The 15835-nt window shown below is 40.6% G+C and carries 18 protein-coding genes and 1 tRNA gene; 14 read left to right on the top strand and 5 right to left on the bottom strand.

Translation table 11 applies throughout. The features are described 5' to 3' along the window. The first annotated feature begins 18 nt into the window (after window positions 1-18). The 3 genes from rplU to WG989_RS19745 all read left to right on the top strand — a co-directional run bounded on the left by rplU (window position 19) and on the right by WG989_RS19745 (window position 885). Complete coding sequence (rplU, locus tag WG989_RS19755; RefSeq protein ID WP_340431814.1) at window positions 19-321, top strand: 50S ribosomal protein L21; 303 nt, start codon at window positions 19-21, stop codon at window positions 319-321. Window positions 322-388: 67 nt separating this feature from the next. Then, entirely contained in the window at window positions 389-655 is a 267-nt protein-coding gene (gene rpmA / locus WG989_RS19750) for a 50S ribosomal protein L27 (protein WP_340431813.1), read from the top strand. 77 nt (window positions 656-732) lie between these two features. Further along, window positions 733-885: a hypothetical protein gene (locus WG989_RS19745; RefSeq protein ID WP_340431812.1), complete on the top strand. Its 153-nt coding sequence runs from the start codon at window positions 733-735 to the stop codon at window positions 883-885. Window positions 886-968: 83 nt separating this feature from the next. Here WG989_RS19745 and ftsY read toward each other — a convergent pair whose 3' ends face one another. The 4 genes from ftsY to rpmB all read right to left on the bottom strand — a co-directional run bounded on the left by ftsY (window position 969) and on the right by rpmB (window position 2720). After that, a complete protein-coding gene (ftsY, locus tag WG989_RS19740; protein WP_340431811.1) occupies window positions 969-1931 on the bottom strand; it encodes a signal recognition particle-docking protein FtsY in 963 nt (320 codons plus the stop codon). A gap of 109 nt (window positions 1932-2040) precedes the next feature. Further along, on the bottom strand, window positions 2041-2214 hold the full coding sequence (locus tag WG989_RS19735; RefSeq protein WP_340431810.1) for a DUF4295 domain-containing protein: 174 nt from the start codon (window positions 2212-2214) through the stop codon (window positions 2041-2043). A 62-nt stretch (window positions 2215-2276) separates the two neighbouring features. Then, window positions 2277-2459: a 50S ribosomal protein L33 gene (gene rpmG / locus WG989_RS19730; RefSeq protein ID WP_182801770.1), complete on the bottom strand. Its 183-nt coding sequence runs from the start codon at window positions 2457-2459 to the stop codon at window positions 2277-2279. A gap of 24 nt (window positions 2460-2483) precedes the next feature. Continuing rightward, window positions 2484-2720 carry a 50S ribosomal protein L28 gene (gene rpmB / locus WG989_RS19725; protein WP_340431808.1) on the bottom strand — a complete coding sequence of 79 codons (237 nt, stop codon included), beginning with the start codon at window positions 2718-2720 and terminating at the stop codon, window positions 2484-2486. 152 nt (window positions 2721-2872) lie between these two features. On the opposite strand from rpmB, the gene WG989_RS19720 reads away from it, so the two are divergent. The 3 genes from WG989_RS19720 to WG989_RS19710 all read left to right on the top strand — a co-directional run bounded on the left by WG989_RS19720 (window position 2873) and on the right by WG989_RS19710 (window position 7023). After that, window positions 2873-3289 (top strand): OsmC family protein, encoded by a 417-nt coding sequence (locus WG989_RS19720; protein ID WP_340431806.1) that lies wholly within the window; start codon window positions 2873-2875, stop codon window positions 3287-3289. 57 nt (window positions 3290-3346) lie between these two features. After that, window positions 3347-5944 carry a DNA mismatch repair protein MutS gene (mutS, locus tag WG989_RS19715; protein ID WP_340431804.1) on the top strand — a complete coding sequence of 866 codons (2598 nt, stop codon included), beginning with the start codon at window positions 3347-3349 and terminating at the stop codon, window positions 5942-5944. Between the two features lie 62 nt (window positions 5945-6006). Next, window positions 6007-7023: a helix-turn-helix domain-containing protein gene (locus WG989_RS19710; protein ID WP_340431803.1), complete on the top strand. Its 1017-nt coding sequence runs from the start codon at window positions 6007-6009 to the stop codon at window positions 7021-7023. Window positions 7024-7124: 101 nt separating this feature from the next. Here the strand turns inward: WG989_RS19710 and WG989_RS19705 are convergent. Continuing rightward, window positions 7125-7201: transfer RNA gene (locus WG989_RS19705), tRNA-His, on the bottom strand. 101 nt (window positions 7202-7302) lie between these two features. Between WG989_RS19705 and WG989_RS19700 the strand changes: the two genes are divergently transcribed. From WG989_RS19700 to WG989_RS19665, 8 genes are all read left to right on the top strand, one after another. Beyond that, a complete protein-coding gene (locus WG989_RS19700) occupies window positions 7303-7908 on the top strand; it encodes a DUF445 domain-containing protein (protein ID WP_340431801.1) in 606 nt (201 codons plus the stop codon). 136 nt (window positions 7909-8044) lie between these two features. Next, window positions 8045-10663, top strand: a complete 2619-nt coding sequence (locus tag WG989_RS19695; protein ID WP_340431800.1) for a TonB-dependent receptor — start codon at window positions 8045-8047, stop codon at window positions 10661-10663. 155 nt (window positions 10664-10818) lie between these two features. Next, window positions 10819-11499 carry an NAD-dependent epimerase/dehydratase family protein gene (locus WG989_RS19690; protein WP_340431799.1) on the top strand — a complete coding sequence of 227 codons (681 nt, stop codon included), beginning with the start codon at window positions 10819-10821 and terminating at the stop codon, window positions 11497-11499. Between the two features lie 9 nt (window positions 11500-11508). Further along, window positions 11509-12363: an endonuclease/exonuclease/phosphatase family protein gene (locus WG989_RS19685; RefSeq protein WP_340431798.1), complete on the top strand. Its 855-nt coding sequence runs from the start codon at window positions 11509-11511 to the stop codon at window positions 12361-12363. 203 nt (window positions 12364-12566) lie between these two features. After that, complete coding sequence (locus tag WG989_RS19680; RefSeq protein ID WP_340431797.1) at window positions 12567-14273, top strand: S41 family peptidase; 1707 nt, start codon at window positions 12567-12569, stop codon at window positions 14271-14273. Between the two features lie 67 nt (window positions 14274-14340). Then, window positions 14341-14595 carry an exonuclease/endonuclease/phosphatase family protein gene (locus WG989_RS19675; protein ID WP_340431796.1) on the top strand — a complete coding sequence of 85 codons (255 nt, stop codon included), beginning with the start codon at window positions 14341-14343 and terminating at the stop codon, window positions 14593-14595. An 88-nt stretch (window positions 14596-14683) separates the two neighbouring features. Then, window positions 14684-15376, top strand: coding sequence for a RibD family protein (locus WG989_RS19670; protein WP_340431794.1), 693 nt, complete (start codon window positions 14684-14686; stop codon window positions 15374-15376). 41 nt (window positions 15377-15417) lie between these two features. After that, entirely contained in the window at window positions 15418-15759 is a 342-nt protein-coding gene (locus WG989_RS19665) for a tyrosine-type recombinase/integrase (protein ID WP_340431792.1), read from the top strand. Window positions 15760-15835: the final 76 nt, after the last annotated feature.

Here is a 15835-nt window from a genome sequence, read left to right as displayed (position 1 = left end):
CCCTAATATTGGAAAGTTATGTTTGCAGTTGTTAAAATAGCCGGTCAGCAGTTTAAAGTATCAGAAGGTCAGAGCCTGTACGTTCCCCACATTGATGGTAACGCAGGTGATCAGGTTGAGTTTTCTGATGTATTGTATGTTGATACCGATGGTAACATCAGCGTTGGAGCTGATGCGAACGTGAAAGTGAAAGCTGAAATTCTTGCAGAAAGAAAAGGCAAAACAGTGATTGCGTTTAAAATGAAACGTCGTAAAGGTTTCCGTAAAAAGAAAGGTCATCGTACGCTTTATACGCAGATCAAAGTAACAGGAATTGCGTAAAAAATGAGTTTGTTGAGCTTTTCAACGAACATGTGTATAAATATTCAAAACGTCAAATTGTTATAAAATGGCACATAAAAAAGGTGAAGGTAGTGTAAAGAACGGTCGTGATTCACAAAGCAAACGCCTTGGTGTAAAGATCTATGGCGGACAACCTGCTGCAGCCGGAAACATCATTATCCGCCAGCGTGGAACGGTTTATCATCCTGGTAAAAACGTTGGTGTTGGTAAGGACTTTACCATCTTTGCATTAGCTGATGGACTCGTAGAATTTAAAAAAGGAAAAGACAATAAAACGTTTGTTTCTGTTGCCCCCGTTTTAGCAGGTGCTTAAAAAAATTTTTTTAAATAAAAAATTTTTTTATTTTTACCCTGTTAAGTTTTTTTACTAATCATTAAATTCTACAAAAAATGGCAACAAAAAAGAAAGCCGCTAAAAAAGCTGCTCCAAAAAAAGCCGCTAAAAAAGCCGCTCCTAAAAAGAAAGCTGCTCCAAAAAAGAAAGCTGCTAAAAAAGCTGCTCCTAAAAAGAAAGCTGCTAAAAAAGCCGCTAAGAAGAAATAAGATTCTAGCGAATCAAAAAAGAAACCTCCTGATTACAGGAGGTTTTTATTTTTAGCGACTGTTTGTATTGTTGCTATTCGACCTTATTTGATACTAAACAAACTGTCGGCAAACTCATGTTTGTCGAATACCAGCAGATCTTCCACTTTCTCTCCCACACCTATAAACTTCACCGGGATCTGAAACTGATGTGCAATTGCCAACACTACACCACCTTTGGCAGTACCGTCCAGTTTGGTGATCACCAGCCCCGTAACATCGGTAGCTGCTGTAAACTGCTTTGCCTGCTCAATCGCATTTTGCCCGGTTGACCCATCGAGTACCAGCAACACATCATGCGGCGCATCCGGGATCACTTTCTGAATTACACGTTTGATCTTGCTCAGCTCTTCCATCAAATGGGTTTTGGTATGAAGCCGGCCAGCCGTATCAATGATGAGGATATCAACATCCTTCGCCACGGCGCTGCTCACTGCATCAAAGGCAACCGATGCCGGATCGCTGCCCATCTCCCGTTTTACAATTGGTACACCTGCACGTTCGCTCCAGATCGTTAACTGATCTACAGCTGCAGCACGGAAGGTATCGGCCGCACCCAGCATCACTTTCTTACCCGCTTGGGTAAAATGGTGTGCCAGTTTTCCGATAGTAGTTGTTTTACCCACTCCGTTTACCCCTACGATCATTAACACAAACGGCTTTTTACCTTTTGGAAGATCAAAGTTGGAATAGGTTGTATCAGCCGGCGCATCCACCAACATGCTTTCAATTTCCTGTTGAAGAATGGAATTGAGCTCGGATGTGTTGATGTATTTGTCTTTTGCTACCCTTGCTTCAATGCGTTCAATAATGGCAACGGTTGTTTCAATGCCTACATCGGCACTTACCAATGCTTCTTCCAGGTTATCGAGCACTTCTGTATCAACAGTGCTTTTACCCGCAACAGCTCTGGCGATCTTTCCTAAAAATCCTTCTTTGGTTTTTTCCAAACCCTGGTCGAGACTTTCTTTTTCTTTCTTACCGAATAATTTTCCAAAAAAACCCATGATTCCGTTTTTACAATATTACAATGAAACACGCAGTGTATAAAAACAACAAAGCCGCTCCATGTTTGGTCAACTTGGAACAGCTTTGAATATACTGATCAGGTATAAGTTATTTTGTGGCCAGGTAATCTTTCACCTTGTCCTTGTGCACAATTTGTTCTTTGAACGTGTATGCACCTGACTTCGGGCTGCGTTCAGCACGGATCACTTTTGTCCAGTTTTTTGATTCAGCCGCTGCTTTAGCGTCTTTGATCTTTGCGTTCTTTGAAGCTGCTTTTGCCATGACTTCTTAATTTTTAACCCGGAGGTTATTAGTTTGAGTAATTCAAATGTGTACGAAACACATTATTTGATTTCTTTGTGCGTAGTTACCTTTTTCAGGATCGGGTTGAATTTTTTCAACTCCAAACGCTCAGGTGTGTTCTTTTTATTCTTGGTAGTGATATAGCGACTAGTACCGGCCTGACCCGATGTTTTGTGCTCTGTACACTCCAGGATTACCTGAACACGATTACCTTTCTTTGCCATTGTGCTCTGTTTAAAATATGTTTCTTAAATATGTACTCCCTTTTCTCTTAACTCTTTCACCACGCTGTACAAACCATTTTTATTGATTGTACGGATCGCTTCTGTAGAAACCTTCAGCGTAACCCACTTATCTTCTTCAGCGAGGAAGAAACGCTTGGTTTGCAGGTTCGGTAAAAAACGACGCTTGGTCTTAATATTTGAGTGCGACACCTTGTTTCCACCAACCGGCACTTTTCCTGTAAGCTGACAAACTCTAGCCATGATACAAATTTTTTGGACGGCAAAGGTAGGAGAATTCGACTAAAAAAAGGAAATTAAATCACATTTTTCTTTCCCCTTTTTTACCGCCCTTTTGTGCAGAATTGCAAATGTGCGCCATATTTCCATAGGTTTGCGCTAAAATTCAGGTTTTTATGGCAGATCATGTAGTTACGACCCGTTTTGAAGGCGGCATGCGATTCACAAGCCACCTCGACAATCATACCATTATTATAGATACAACTGAAGAGAACGGTGGAACCAATATGGGACCACGCCCCAAAAAGCTGATGCTTTCCTCTCTGGCTGGCTGTACCGGCATTGATGTAGTAGGCCTCTTGAACAAAATGCGTGTGGAGTTCAGCGATTTCAGCATGGATGTTGAAGCTGATCTCACCAATGAAACACCCAAAACATACGAATGGGTGAAGATCACTTATAAGATCAAGGTAAAAGAAGAAGATCAGGAAAAAGTACAAAAGGCCGTAACCATGTCGAAGGAAAAGTACTGTGGTGTAAGCGCCATGTTTGCTGCTTTTGCAGAAATTGAATATGAGATCGAGTACCTGTAAGAAAAGTCTGAACAATTAATCGCTTACTGAACAAGGGGCTTCCTTATTTTTGCCGCCATGGCAAAAGCAGGCGGAGATACTCCATTGATGCAACAACACAAAGCGATCAAGGCAAAATATCCTGATGCAATTTTATTATTCCGGGTAGGTGATTTTTATGAAACATTTGGTGAAGATGCCATCGTTACTTCACGTGTGCTTGGTATTACATTAACCAAACGAAACAATGGCTCTGTCGACAGTAATGAACTTGCCGGCTTTCCGCACCATGCATTAGACACCTATTTACATAAACTGGTAAAAGCCGGCCATCGTGTTGCTATTTGTGATCAGTTAGAAGATCCCAAGCAGGCAAAAGGAATTGTAAAACGTGGCGTAACAGAATTACTTTCTCCCGGCACAGCTACCAGCGATAAGTTGCTTGAACATAACAGCAACAATTTTCTTGCGGCTATTCATGAAGAGAATGAGCAATACGGTTTAGCGTTTACTGATATCAGTACGGGTGAGTTTTTTGTAGCGGAAGGAAACAGGGAGTATGCTGATAAACTATTGCAAAGCTTGAAACCTGCTGAAGTTGTTTTTCAACGTAACAAACAAAAACAATTTAAAGAACATTTCGGTACTAAGTTTTATACCTATCACTTAGAAGAATGGATCTTTAGTGAAGCATATACAACAGAGTTGCTGCTGAAACATTTTCAAACACATTCACTGAAAGGGTTTGGAATAGAAACATTCACACTCGGCAGTATTGCAGCAGGTGCTGTGTTACATTATTTGCGTGATACCGAGCATCCCAACCTTAATCATATTACTTCGCTGCAACGTTTAGATGAAGCAGATTATTTATGGATGGATCGTTTCACCATCCGCAATCTTGAATTACTGGGAAGTAATGCCGATGGAGGTAACTCATTATTGAAAGTGTTAGACAATACTGTTTCACCCATGGGCGCCCGGTTAATGCGCCGCTGGATGGTGTTGCCATTGAAAGACAAAGAACGCATCAATGAACGATTGGATGCTGTTCAATCAATGATACTGGAACCGGAATTAAAAAAGCAATTGCAATTATTGATCAAACAGTGTGGCGATGTGGAACGACTGGTTGCAAAACTTCCATTGAAGAAGATCAACCCAAGAGAAATTCTTCATTTGGCAAAAGGATTGGGATTTGCAGAAAAGATCAAAGAACAATGCAACACTTCTTCGAACAACTATCTCAAACGTTTAAGTGACACCATTAACCCCTGCCATTATATCGCTGAAAAAATTCTGAATGAAGTAGTGGAGAATCCACCAGTGATGATCAGTAAGGGTGATGTGATCCGTGATGGCATCAACAGTGAATTAGATGAGCTTCGACGAATTGCCCATCATGGCAAAGAATATTTGCTGGAAATACAGCAGCGTGAAAGTGAAGCAACAGGCATCCCCTCGTTGAAAATTGCATTCAACAATGTGTTTGGTTATTACTTAGAAGTAACAAATACGCACAAAAATAAAGTGCCGGCTGAGTGGACACGGAAACAAACGCTTGCCAATGCTGAACGTTATATTACACCGGAGCTAAAAGAATACGAAGAAAAAATTATTGGTGCTGAAGAAAAGATCCTGAAGATAGAAACCGAGTTGTTTGAAAAAATATTGATCGAACTGCAGGAATATATTGGTCCTATTCAAACCAATGGGCAAGTAATGGCCATTCTTGATTGCATTGGTTGCTTTGCAGAAAATGCATTGCAGTTCAAGTATGTTCGTCCGCAAATACAGGATGGTGCCGAGCTTGTGTTGAAAGATGCACGCCATCCCGTAATTGAACGTAACCTTCCGGTTGGTGAACCCTATATTTCAAACGATCTGTTGCTGGATAAAGAACAACAGCAGATCATTATTCTCACCGGCCCGAACATGAGTGGTAAAAGTGCATTGCTGCGTCAAACAGGATTAATTGTATTGATGGCACACATGGGAAGTTTTGTACCGGCATCGGCAGCCAGCATTCCACTAACCGATAAAATTTTTACACGGGTTGGTGCCAGCGATAACCTGAGCGGCGGCGAAAGTACATTCATGGTGGAAATGAATGAAACCGCCAGCATCATCAATAATCTGTCGGCAAGAAGTTTAATTCTGTTAGATGAAATTGGCAGAGGTACTTCTACTTACGATGGCATTTCCATTGCGTGGAGCATTGCCGAATTTTTACATCAATCAACCTTTCAACCTAAAACATTATTTGCCACCCATTATCATGAACTGAATGAGCTGGAAGAAAAATTTCCACGGATCAAGAATTATCATATTACCAATAAAGAAGTGGGAAACAAGGTGATCTTTTTACGCAAACTGGCACCCGGTGGCAGCACACATAGCTTTGGTATCCATGTAGCAAAAATGGCGGGCATGCCTTTGTCGCTGATCAACCGTGCCAACGAAATCCTCAAACAACTCGAAGACCAACGAAGCAGCAGCGATATAAAAGAACAACTGAAACAATTACCCACACAAAAAATGCAGTTGAATATTTTTGACATCCACTCGCAAACTTTTGATGAAATACGTACCATGCTGGAAGGAATGGACATTAACCGCCTCACACCGGTTGAAGCGTTGTTAAAACTGCAGGAAATTAAACAACGCCTGAACTGATGATCAATTATCATATTTCGTTCTACATAACATTTCAAACCGTTACCGTACTTTAGCATCGGATGATTCTTCGATTTAAACAGAAAAACTTCAAAACCTGGATACAGGAACTTTGCAAAGCAACCGGTACCGATGCAAAGAATAATTTGTTTACGCTACCCGAAACGCTCGGCAAAGGTTATTGTTTTGCCGATAGTATTGACCGCTCCTTCTCTTATGTGTTGATGAATGTAGAACTGAATGAAGATTGCACGCTTCACCGCATCAGTAATAATCAAATGGGGTTGCTCATCTTTTTCAACAGGACCATCATCAGCGACTATATCCGTTTACGGCATAAAAAAGATTCGTTAACAGACAGTCTCAATAAAATCCGGAGTAACATTTTTGTTTCATCTACCAACACAGAACTGGAAGTGAATTACAGAGCCGGATCAAAATTGAAACGGTTGGGTATTTATTTTTCTCCTCAATGGATCGCTGAACATTTTGACAGCAACACCAAAATGCAGGTAGAATTATTAACACGCCAGGGATTGGAGTTGATCGATAAACTTCCCATCAATGAAGCGATGGAAGAAAAACTAAACCGGATTTTTGAAACCAATCTCAGCAGCGAATCCGATAAGCTGGCATTGAAAAGCAGGATCATTATTTTACTTGAATACTTTTTTACTACGCAACTGAACGATTCGTTGGTGATCAAAAACAAAACGATCATTCCGGATGAGGATATAAAACGCCTGCGTAGTGTGGAAGAACTGCTGGCTAATGAAGAAATTGAAAAGTTCCCTTCTATTTCAAAGTTGGCACGGATCGCTCAAATGAGCGGCACCAAATTAAAGCAACGCTTTAAACAAGTGTATGGTTACAGGCTCTATGAATTTTATAACAAACAACGGCTGGAGAAAGCAAAAGAATTGATATCAAATGGTGTAACACCAAAAGAAGCCGGTTACAGTATTGGCTTTAGTGATGTATCCAATTTTACAAAAGCATTTAAAAAAGAATACGGTTATACCCCGGGTACACTTTCAGAAAAAGCAACAGCGCAAAAACAAAACCAAGCCTTGCAGTAATGGAAGGTTTTCGAATTCAAGCTGTTTTATATAACATAACAACATTGACAAAAATTATGAATAAAAAATCCCTGCACTACTTGTGCAGGGATTAATTTTTTTGGGGAGATTGAAGGGTTTCGAACCCTCGACCCTCAGAACCACAATCTGATGCTCTAACCAACTGAGCTACAACCTCCGTATTTAAGCGATTGCAAAAGTAATGGAATTCCGTTTTCCAAGCAAATCACTTCTGCAGTTTTAAAAAAATAAACGTTCTTTGCAGCCATTGGAAAAATTATGAATTACTGGTTATTAATCATTCCTGTTATCTCCGGCTTTATTGGATGGGTCACCAACTGGGTGGCAATTAAAATGTTGTTTCACCCCCGCAATCCCGTTAATATACTAGGGATCCGTGTGCAGGGAATTTTTCCAAAACGCCAACAGCAGTTTGCTGAAAAACTGGGACGGTTGGTGAGTAACGAGCTCCTCTCCTTCTCCGATATTGAAGAAAAGATCAACAAACCGGAGAATCTTCAAAAAATATTACCACAGGTTGAAACGCATATCGATCATTTCCTCCGGGTAAAGCTGGGCGAAAGTATGCCCATGATCAGCATGTTTATAGGCGACAAAACCATTGACAAGCTGAAAGGAATTTTTATGGAAGAGCTGGAGATCCTTTTTCCAAAAATGATGAAGGAATACTCTGCCTCGCTGAAAAACCAACTCGATCTGGAGCAAATTGTAACCGATAAAGTAAAAGCCTTTCCAAGCGATAAGCTGGAAGACATCCTGTACCAGGTAATGGCAAAAGAGTTCCGTTTTGTAGAATTAATCGGAGCAGTATTAGGTTTCCTCATCGGTCTCCTTCAGGTGGGCATCACCCTTCTTACGCAATAATTTCCACTCATCACATTCAAATTGGGGCCAGATGAACATTTGCCGTCTAAAACGGTTAATTACACATTCATACCAAATGGAATTCACAATTAATCAATTACGCAGAAATTTGCGCCTCAATTTTAAACAGACCAACATGAGATTTATTCTTGGAGTATTATCCTTATTTATTAGCATACAACTGGTTGCACAAGCTCCGGGTGGCGGGCGTCCGGGCGGTGGACAAATGAACATTGGCCGCTTTTATGGAAAAATTGTAGAAGCCAAAACCAACAAGCCAATCGATGCAGTTTCGGTTCAGTTGTATCAAAACAGGATGGATACTGCCAGCAAATCAAGAAAAGACGTGTTGGTAACAGGGCAATTAACGCAAGCCAATGGCGATTTCAGTCTGGAAGGATTGAGCCCAATGGGTAACTATAAATTATACATTACAGCTATCGGTTTCAAAACCATTGAACAAACCATCAGCTTTGGTTTAAAGCCGGGCGGCGCACCAGAAGATATGATGGCGCAGATGGATAAAGATCTTGGCAACATTAAACTGGAAGCAGATGTACAGCAATTGAGTGAAGTAGTTGTTACTGCTGAAAAGCCAACACTGCAACTTGGTATTGATCGTAAAATATTTAATGTAGAAAAGAATATTGTTTCACAAGGTGGCACCGGTGTGGATGTAATGCGGAATGTACCTACCGTGAATGTTGATATTGATGGAAACATTACCATGCGTAACAGTGCTCCGCAAATTTTTGTAGATGGTCGGCCCACAGTATTAACATTGGATCAGATACCTGCTGATGCTATTCAAAGCATTGAGCTTATTACCAACCCTTCTGCCAAGTTTGATGCAAGTGGTGGCCAATCAGCTATTATCAATATTGTATTGAAGAAGAATCGTCGTGTAGGTTATAGCGGAAGTGTTCGTGCAGGTGTAGATATGAGAGGTCGTGTAAATGGTGGTGGAGATATCAACATCCGTCAGGGAAAAGTAAACTTCTTTGCAAACATTGGTTTAAATCAACGTAAAGGCATCGGCTTTGGTGAAACAGATCGTAACAACTTTGGCGACAAAACTCCAAACACAATTTTTACCCGTAACCGCAACATTAGCGAAGGCATGTTCAATTTTGGCCGTGCGGGTTTTGACTTTTTAATTGATAACAGAAACACGATTACAATTTCGGGAAACTTTGGTGGCGGTAATTTTGATCAGTTGAATCAAGACTATCTGCGCTACGATTCAGCATACAGCACACCAAAAACTATTTGGAGTTATCGTGAAACAAATGGAACGAGCACCTTCCGTAATGCAGGTGCGTCAGCAAGTTTCAAACATAATTTTCCCCGTGCCGGAAAAGAATTTACTGTTGATGTAAATTATAACAAGAGCCGCAGTGAAAATGATCAATCAATTGACGACACAAAATGGTTTGATAAAGATTGGACCAATCTTTACAGACAAGATGTTCAAACGATAAACGCAGGAGGTAACAACTCGTTGGTTGTAGCGCAGGTTGATTATGCTGACCCCATCAATGAGAATATCAAGTTTGAAGGTGGTGCACGTACGCAAATCCGCTATTTCGAAAGTTTCCAGCGCAACTCATTTAATGGTGGCCCTGTAAACGCTGCATTGAGCAATGAGTTCAGATATGTTGATTATGTACATGCTGCTTATGCAACTTATTCGCAGAAAATTAAAAAAGCCGACTTTAACTACCAGGTTGGTTTGCGTGTTGAAAGTTCAAAATATGACGGCGAACAAATCGGCAAGCCCGGACGCTTTCAAAATCAATTCCCGTTAGCATTTTTCCCAAGTATCTTTTTATCGAAAACGCTTGCAGAAAAGCAGGATATTCAATTGAACTACAGCCGTAGAATTAACCGTCCGAGCTTCTTCCAATTATTACCGAACACCGACTATAGCGATATCTTCAATTATCAAACAGGTAATCCAAATCTAAAACCGGAGTTTACAAATTCACTCGAATTAACGTATCAAAAAACATACGGCGAAAAGAACAATACAGTATTGGTTACCTTGTTTGGAAAGCAAACCAACAATCTTATCTCGAGATATTTGTACAAAGGTTTATTGGGTGAAAGTACAGACAGTGCAAATATTACCACATGGGTAAATGCAAACAGAAGTTATGCTGCTGGTGTGGAATTGGTGTTCCGCAACACGGTGAGTAAATGGTGGGAGATCAATTACAACGTAAACGTTTATTATTCGAAGATTGATGGCAGTGATATTTCCCCTGATCTTCAAAATGAGCGTACCAGCTATACAGTTAAATTAAACAACTCATTCCGTTTAGGAAAAGGATGGAGCATGCAGTTGAGTGGCGATTATAATTCACGTTCTATCTTACCGGTATCATCTGGCGGTGGCCGTGGTGGTCGTGGTGGTGGCGGCTTTGGTGGTGGTGGCTTTGGTGGCGGCCCTGTTTCTACTACACAAGGTTATATCGATGATAACTACTATGTTGATTTCGGCCTGCGTAAAGAATTTAAGATCAAAGCAAATACTGCTTCCTTTTCCTTGAACTGGAGCGATGTATTCAGTACACGCAGAAATAATGTATTTTCTCAATCAAGTATTCTGGAGCAATACAGCTGGAGAAGAAGAGATCCTTCGTTTGTACGTTTAAACTTCAACTACCGTTTTGGTAAGTTTGATGCATCGCTGTTTAAGCGTAAGAACACACGCAGTGAAGGTGGTGGTGGTGAAGACATGCAAATCCAATAAATTTTTATGGATCAATAGAAGCCCTCCGGATAACCGGAGGGCTTTTTTATTTTTATCCGGATCGATAAAAAGTAAATGCTGCTGCTGAATCGTTTTACAGAGAAACCGTAACTTGAAGAAAGCAAAATCATTTTTCACTCACAAACAAAACGAACATGCAACAAAGCATTTTATCAAATATAAAAGTGATCATAACAGGCGCTACAGGAATGGTGGGTGAAGGCGTGCTGCACGAATGCCTTAACAGTACCATCGTAACCGAAGTATTGGTGATGGGGAGGAAAAGTTGCGGCATAACACATCCAAAGCTGAAAGAACTATTGCACAACAATTTTCACGACCTCTCGCCTGTTGCTGATCAATTGAAAGGATACGATGCCTGTTTCTTTTGTGCAGGCGTATCATCAGTAGGCAAAAAAGAAGAAGAGTTTTATCATTTAACCTATACACTCACCCTGCATGTTGCTGAAACATTAGCGAAGCAAAACAGCAACATGACCTTTTGCTATGTATCGGGTGCAGGAACCGACAGCAGTGAAAAAGGCCGCCTGATGTGGGCACGGGTAAAAGGTAAAACAGAAAACGATCTCATGAAACTTCCCTTTGCACAAGTGTACAATTTCCGGCCGGGCATTATTGAGCCGGGCAAAGGAATGAAGAACACCATTAAGATGTACAACTATTTTATGTGGCTGTTACCGATTGTAAAACGCATCAGCAAAAACGGCGTGGTGAGTTTGACAGAAATCGGACAAGCCATGATCAACGCCGGCACAAAAGGCTACAAAAAACAAGTGCTCGAAGTAAAAGATATTAAGGAACTTGCTGCTGCTTAACATTGCAGCATGAAAAAAATCTCCTTACTTGTTGTTACAACCTTCATTTGTGTATCATTACTACAGGCACAACAAGCGTTACGGGTAATGACGTTTAACATACGGCTCAACACATCATCGGACAGTTTAAATGCATGGCCCTATCGTAAAGACCATGTTGCTTCGCAGGTATTATTTCATAAGATCGAATTATTGGGTGTGCAGGAAGCATTGCACGATCAGATGATCGATCTGCAACAACGTTTACCACAATTCAAATACACCGGCGGCGGACGTGATGACGGAAAAACAAAAGGTGAATACTCCGCTATTTTTTATGACAGCACACGGTTACAATTGCTTGCTACCGATATGTTCTGGCTAAGTGAAACAACAACTGTAAAAGGCAGCAAAGGTTGGGATGCAGCCATTACACGTATTGTAACATGGGCAAAGTTTAAAGACAAGCGTTCAAAGAAGATCTTCTTTGCCTTCAACACACATTTCGATCATGTTGGAAAAATTGCACGGAGAGAAAGTGCAAAACTCGTACTGCAAAAAGTAAACGAAATAGCCGGCTCCACTCCTGCTGTTATTACGGGTGATTTTAATGCAGAGCCAACCGATGAACCAATACAGGTGATCGTTGATAAAAACAATCCGCTTCGCTTGACCGACAGCAAAGAACTTTCACAAACACAACACTACGGACCAACAGGTACGTTCAATGCATTTCAAAACAAAGAACGCAACGATAAGCCGATCGACTATATTTTTCTGAAAGGCAGGTGGAAGGTATTAACACATGCTACTATTTCACAAACATGGATGGGACGATTTGCGAGTGACCACTTTTCGGTGATGGCGGAGTTGTTGTTGAAGTAAATTTTGTTGGTCAGGCGACCAACAAAGACAAAGAAATAAGTTGCGTTCGCAATCTTTTACATTTCATTTACTTTTATTTACAATGGTAGAAAGCTAAACAACTTGCAGCAGTTTAATTTTAGACAAAAAGCAATATGCCAAAGAACTGTCTGAAGTTTATAGGGTTGCCCGTATTAAGTTGCAGTTTACTCATGGGATGTTGGATGAATAAGCCAGCCCTTTCTACAACGGAGGCTCCAAAATCCGGGGATAGCTTACTCAAACAACAATCGATCGTCCAAAAACTGAAAGAAAACGATCATTTATCCATTGCGGAACGAATCAAACTCTACCACAAACTAAAGCAAGAAGTTCCACGGATTTATAAGTTTGAAGATGAGACCGAACTTACCTTATACGGCTACTCGATCTTATGGGCAAATAAAACGAGCGATGCGATTGAAGTCTTTAAGTTGATTGTGTCCGAATTTCCCGGCTCTTCCAATGCCTATGATAACTTAGGAGAAGGGTACCTGAAAAATGGAGAGATGGAACTTGCTTTGAAAAATTATTCGCAGTCATTGGCGCTTGATCCTGAAAACTTTAATGCCGAAGACCAGATAGCCCGTATTAAATTCCCCGAGAGGGTTCCGGAAACTCCAGCTGAACAATTCCATAAACTATTTCCCGCTCAATTATATCGTGCAGATTTGGATCAATTAGGGAACACGTTATTGAAGGTGCACCCAAATGCACTCAAGTTCATAACAAAGGAGGCCTTCCGGCAATCCATTGAAGCGAAGAAGCGCTTGATCACTGACAGTACAACCTATGCTGAATTCGTTTGGCACTGCAGCGAAATCATTGCCAATGTGCATTGTTCACACACCAATATGGGGAGTTTTGATTATGAAGCATCCATACTACCGAAATCAATGCGGTTTCCGATGCAAATCCGTTGGATCAATAATCAATTATTTGTTATTGACCCATTGAACAATCAGAAGAACGTTCAACGAAAAGACGAAATCGTTAGCATCAACGGAATACCGGTAGCTGAAATCATCAAAGAATGCTACAAGCACATACCTGCGCAAGGTTATATTGAAACAACGAAGAACCATTTTTTTAATACATGGAGTACGGCCATGATCCCTTTTGCCATGGGCTTTCCCGAAAAATATGAGATCATTTTAAAAGGCGTCGAATCTCCTATTGCATTGCAGAAAGCAACAACCATAGAAGAACCATTTTTTGATCGAACAACTGGTTTATCCGGCAAGAATCTATCCCTTAAATTTATTGAGAACAATCAAATCGCATTACTTAGAATTGCTTCATTCAATTATTACAGATGGAATAATTTCGAGGTATTCAAAACATTTATTGACAGCAGCTTTGATGAGATCAATAAAAAAGGCATCAATAATCTGATCATTGACCTGCGACAAAATGGGGGTGGTTCTCAGTCCGCAAGTATTCATTTGCTGCAGTACCTCGTTAACAAACCCTTTACCTATTATTCAACTGTGCAGTTTGAAGGAAAAAAAGAAAAAATAGAAGGTGAGGATATTGTGTACCCGTTTGGAAATCGATTTTCAGGAAAATCCTATTTTATGATTGATGGAGTTGGGAATTCAACAACCGGTCATTTCATGTCGATTGTGCGATACCTCAATCTTGGAACAATTGTGGGCGAGGAACTCGGCTCCAATCAGTTTTGCTCAGCCGGAATGACCACACGAAGACTCTCCAATACAAAGCTGGTATATTATGTGGCCAACAACACACATGAATCGCTGGCCATCACATTGCCGGATGAGAAAGGAATTTTACCGGACCATTATGTGACACAAACGATCAATGAGTTTTTAAGTAATATTGATGTGGTAAAAGAGCACACCGTCAGGTTGGTGAAAGAACGTAAATAAATATGGGTCATCAGTTTTTAACATCCCCCGACGCTTCTGCATCGAACGTAATGAAATAACAAGCGCATTGCGTTCCAGGCAAAATGGATGGATGCTGGTTCTTCATTTAACCGACTGCAAAGAACTTTCACAAACACAACACTACGGACCAACAGGTACGTTCAATGCATTTCAAAACAAAGAGCGTAACGATCAACCGATCGACTACATTTTTCTGAAAGGCATGTGGACAGTGTTAACAAACGCAACCATTTCACAAACATGGATGGGACGTTTTGCAAGCGATCATTTTGCGGTGATGGCGAAGTTGTTGTTGAAATAAGTTTTGTTGGTCAGGCAACCAACAAAAGCAAAACGACCAACAAAGGCAAGAGGAACATAACTTGCATACCAATTAAAAACAGATACACATGAAACCATACGTTATTTGCCATATGCTGGGATCGGTCGACGGACGCATTAAACAAAACATCTGGGGATTGAAAGATCATCATAAATACTTTGAAGAACCGGCATCAAAAATAAAAGCCGATGCATGGCTCGTGGGGCGTAAAACCATGCAGGAGTTTTGCAGCAAAAAGAAACACAAACTCGAAAAGCCGAAAGAAAAAATTGCAAAAGAAGATTTTGTTGCAGCAAAAGTTGCGAAGCAATATGCAGTGGTCATCGATCCGTCGGGTAAATGTTTTTGGGATACCAATATGGTTTCCACCGAACAGGTAATTGAAGTATTGAGCGAAGAGGTAAGCAGCAGTTATCTGGCACACCTGCGCAGTAAAAATGTATCGTACATTTTTGCCGGTAAGAAAGAACTTGATCTTGCATTGGTGCTTAAAAAACTAAACAAAAACTTTGGTATTAAGCGTGTGCGTATTGATGGTGGCGGACATGTAAACGGCTCGTTCCTGAAAGCAGGTTTAATTGATGAATTCAGTTTGGTATTGGCACCATTGGCTGATGGTACTATTGGTGCACCTACTGTGTTTGAAGCAGAAGAAGGTTACGGCAAACGAAAAGCAACAAAGTTTACCTTACAATCGGTGAAGCGGATCTACAACGATTTTTTATGGTTGCGTTACGTTACTAAACGTGGTAAGCAGTGAGGGTTATGTTTCAGATTAACGATAAAATACTGTAAAAAGAATTGTACCAACAACAATACAAAGAGCAAAAGAAACGGCCGAAAAAATTTCTGTTTGAAGGTGAGTTGGAAAACGAACCATACCCTCCCCGTACAGCACAAAAAGTGTTTCAACGGGCAAAAGAAAAAGCAGGTATACAAAAACATGTAAGCTTTCACAGCCTGCGACATAGCTTCGCCACACATTTATTGGAGAAAGGGGTTGATATCAGGTTTATAAAAGATATTCTGGGGCATTTCAGTATTAAAACTACTGAACGATACCTCCATGTTACAAAGGAAAAATTAGTAAATATCAGCAGTCCGCTTGATGATATTTGGGAAAAAGGAACGATACAATGGTAAAGGCGACATGTCGCCTTTTGTTTTTCAACAATCCAAAAAGGCGACATGTCTACTGCTGAGAATCAAACGTTTGGAA

It is taken from the genome of Lacibacter sp. H407, from assembly GCF_037892605.1.
Classification (GTDB): Bacteria; Bacteroidota; Bacteroidia; order Chitinophagales; family Chitinophagaceae; genus Lacibacter.
The sequence above is the reverse complement of the archived record's forward strand: the minus strand, read 5'-3'. Positions and strand labels throughout refer to the sequence as shown.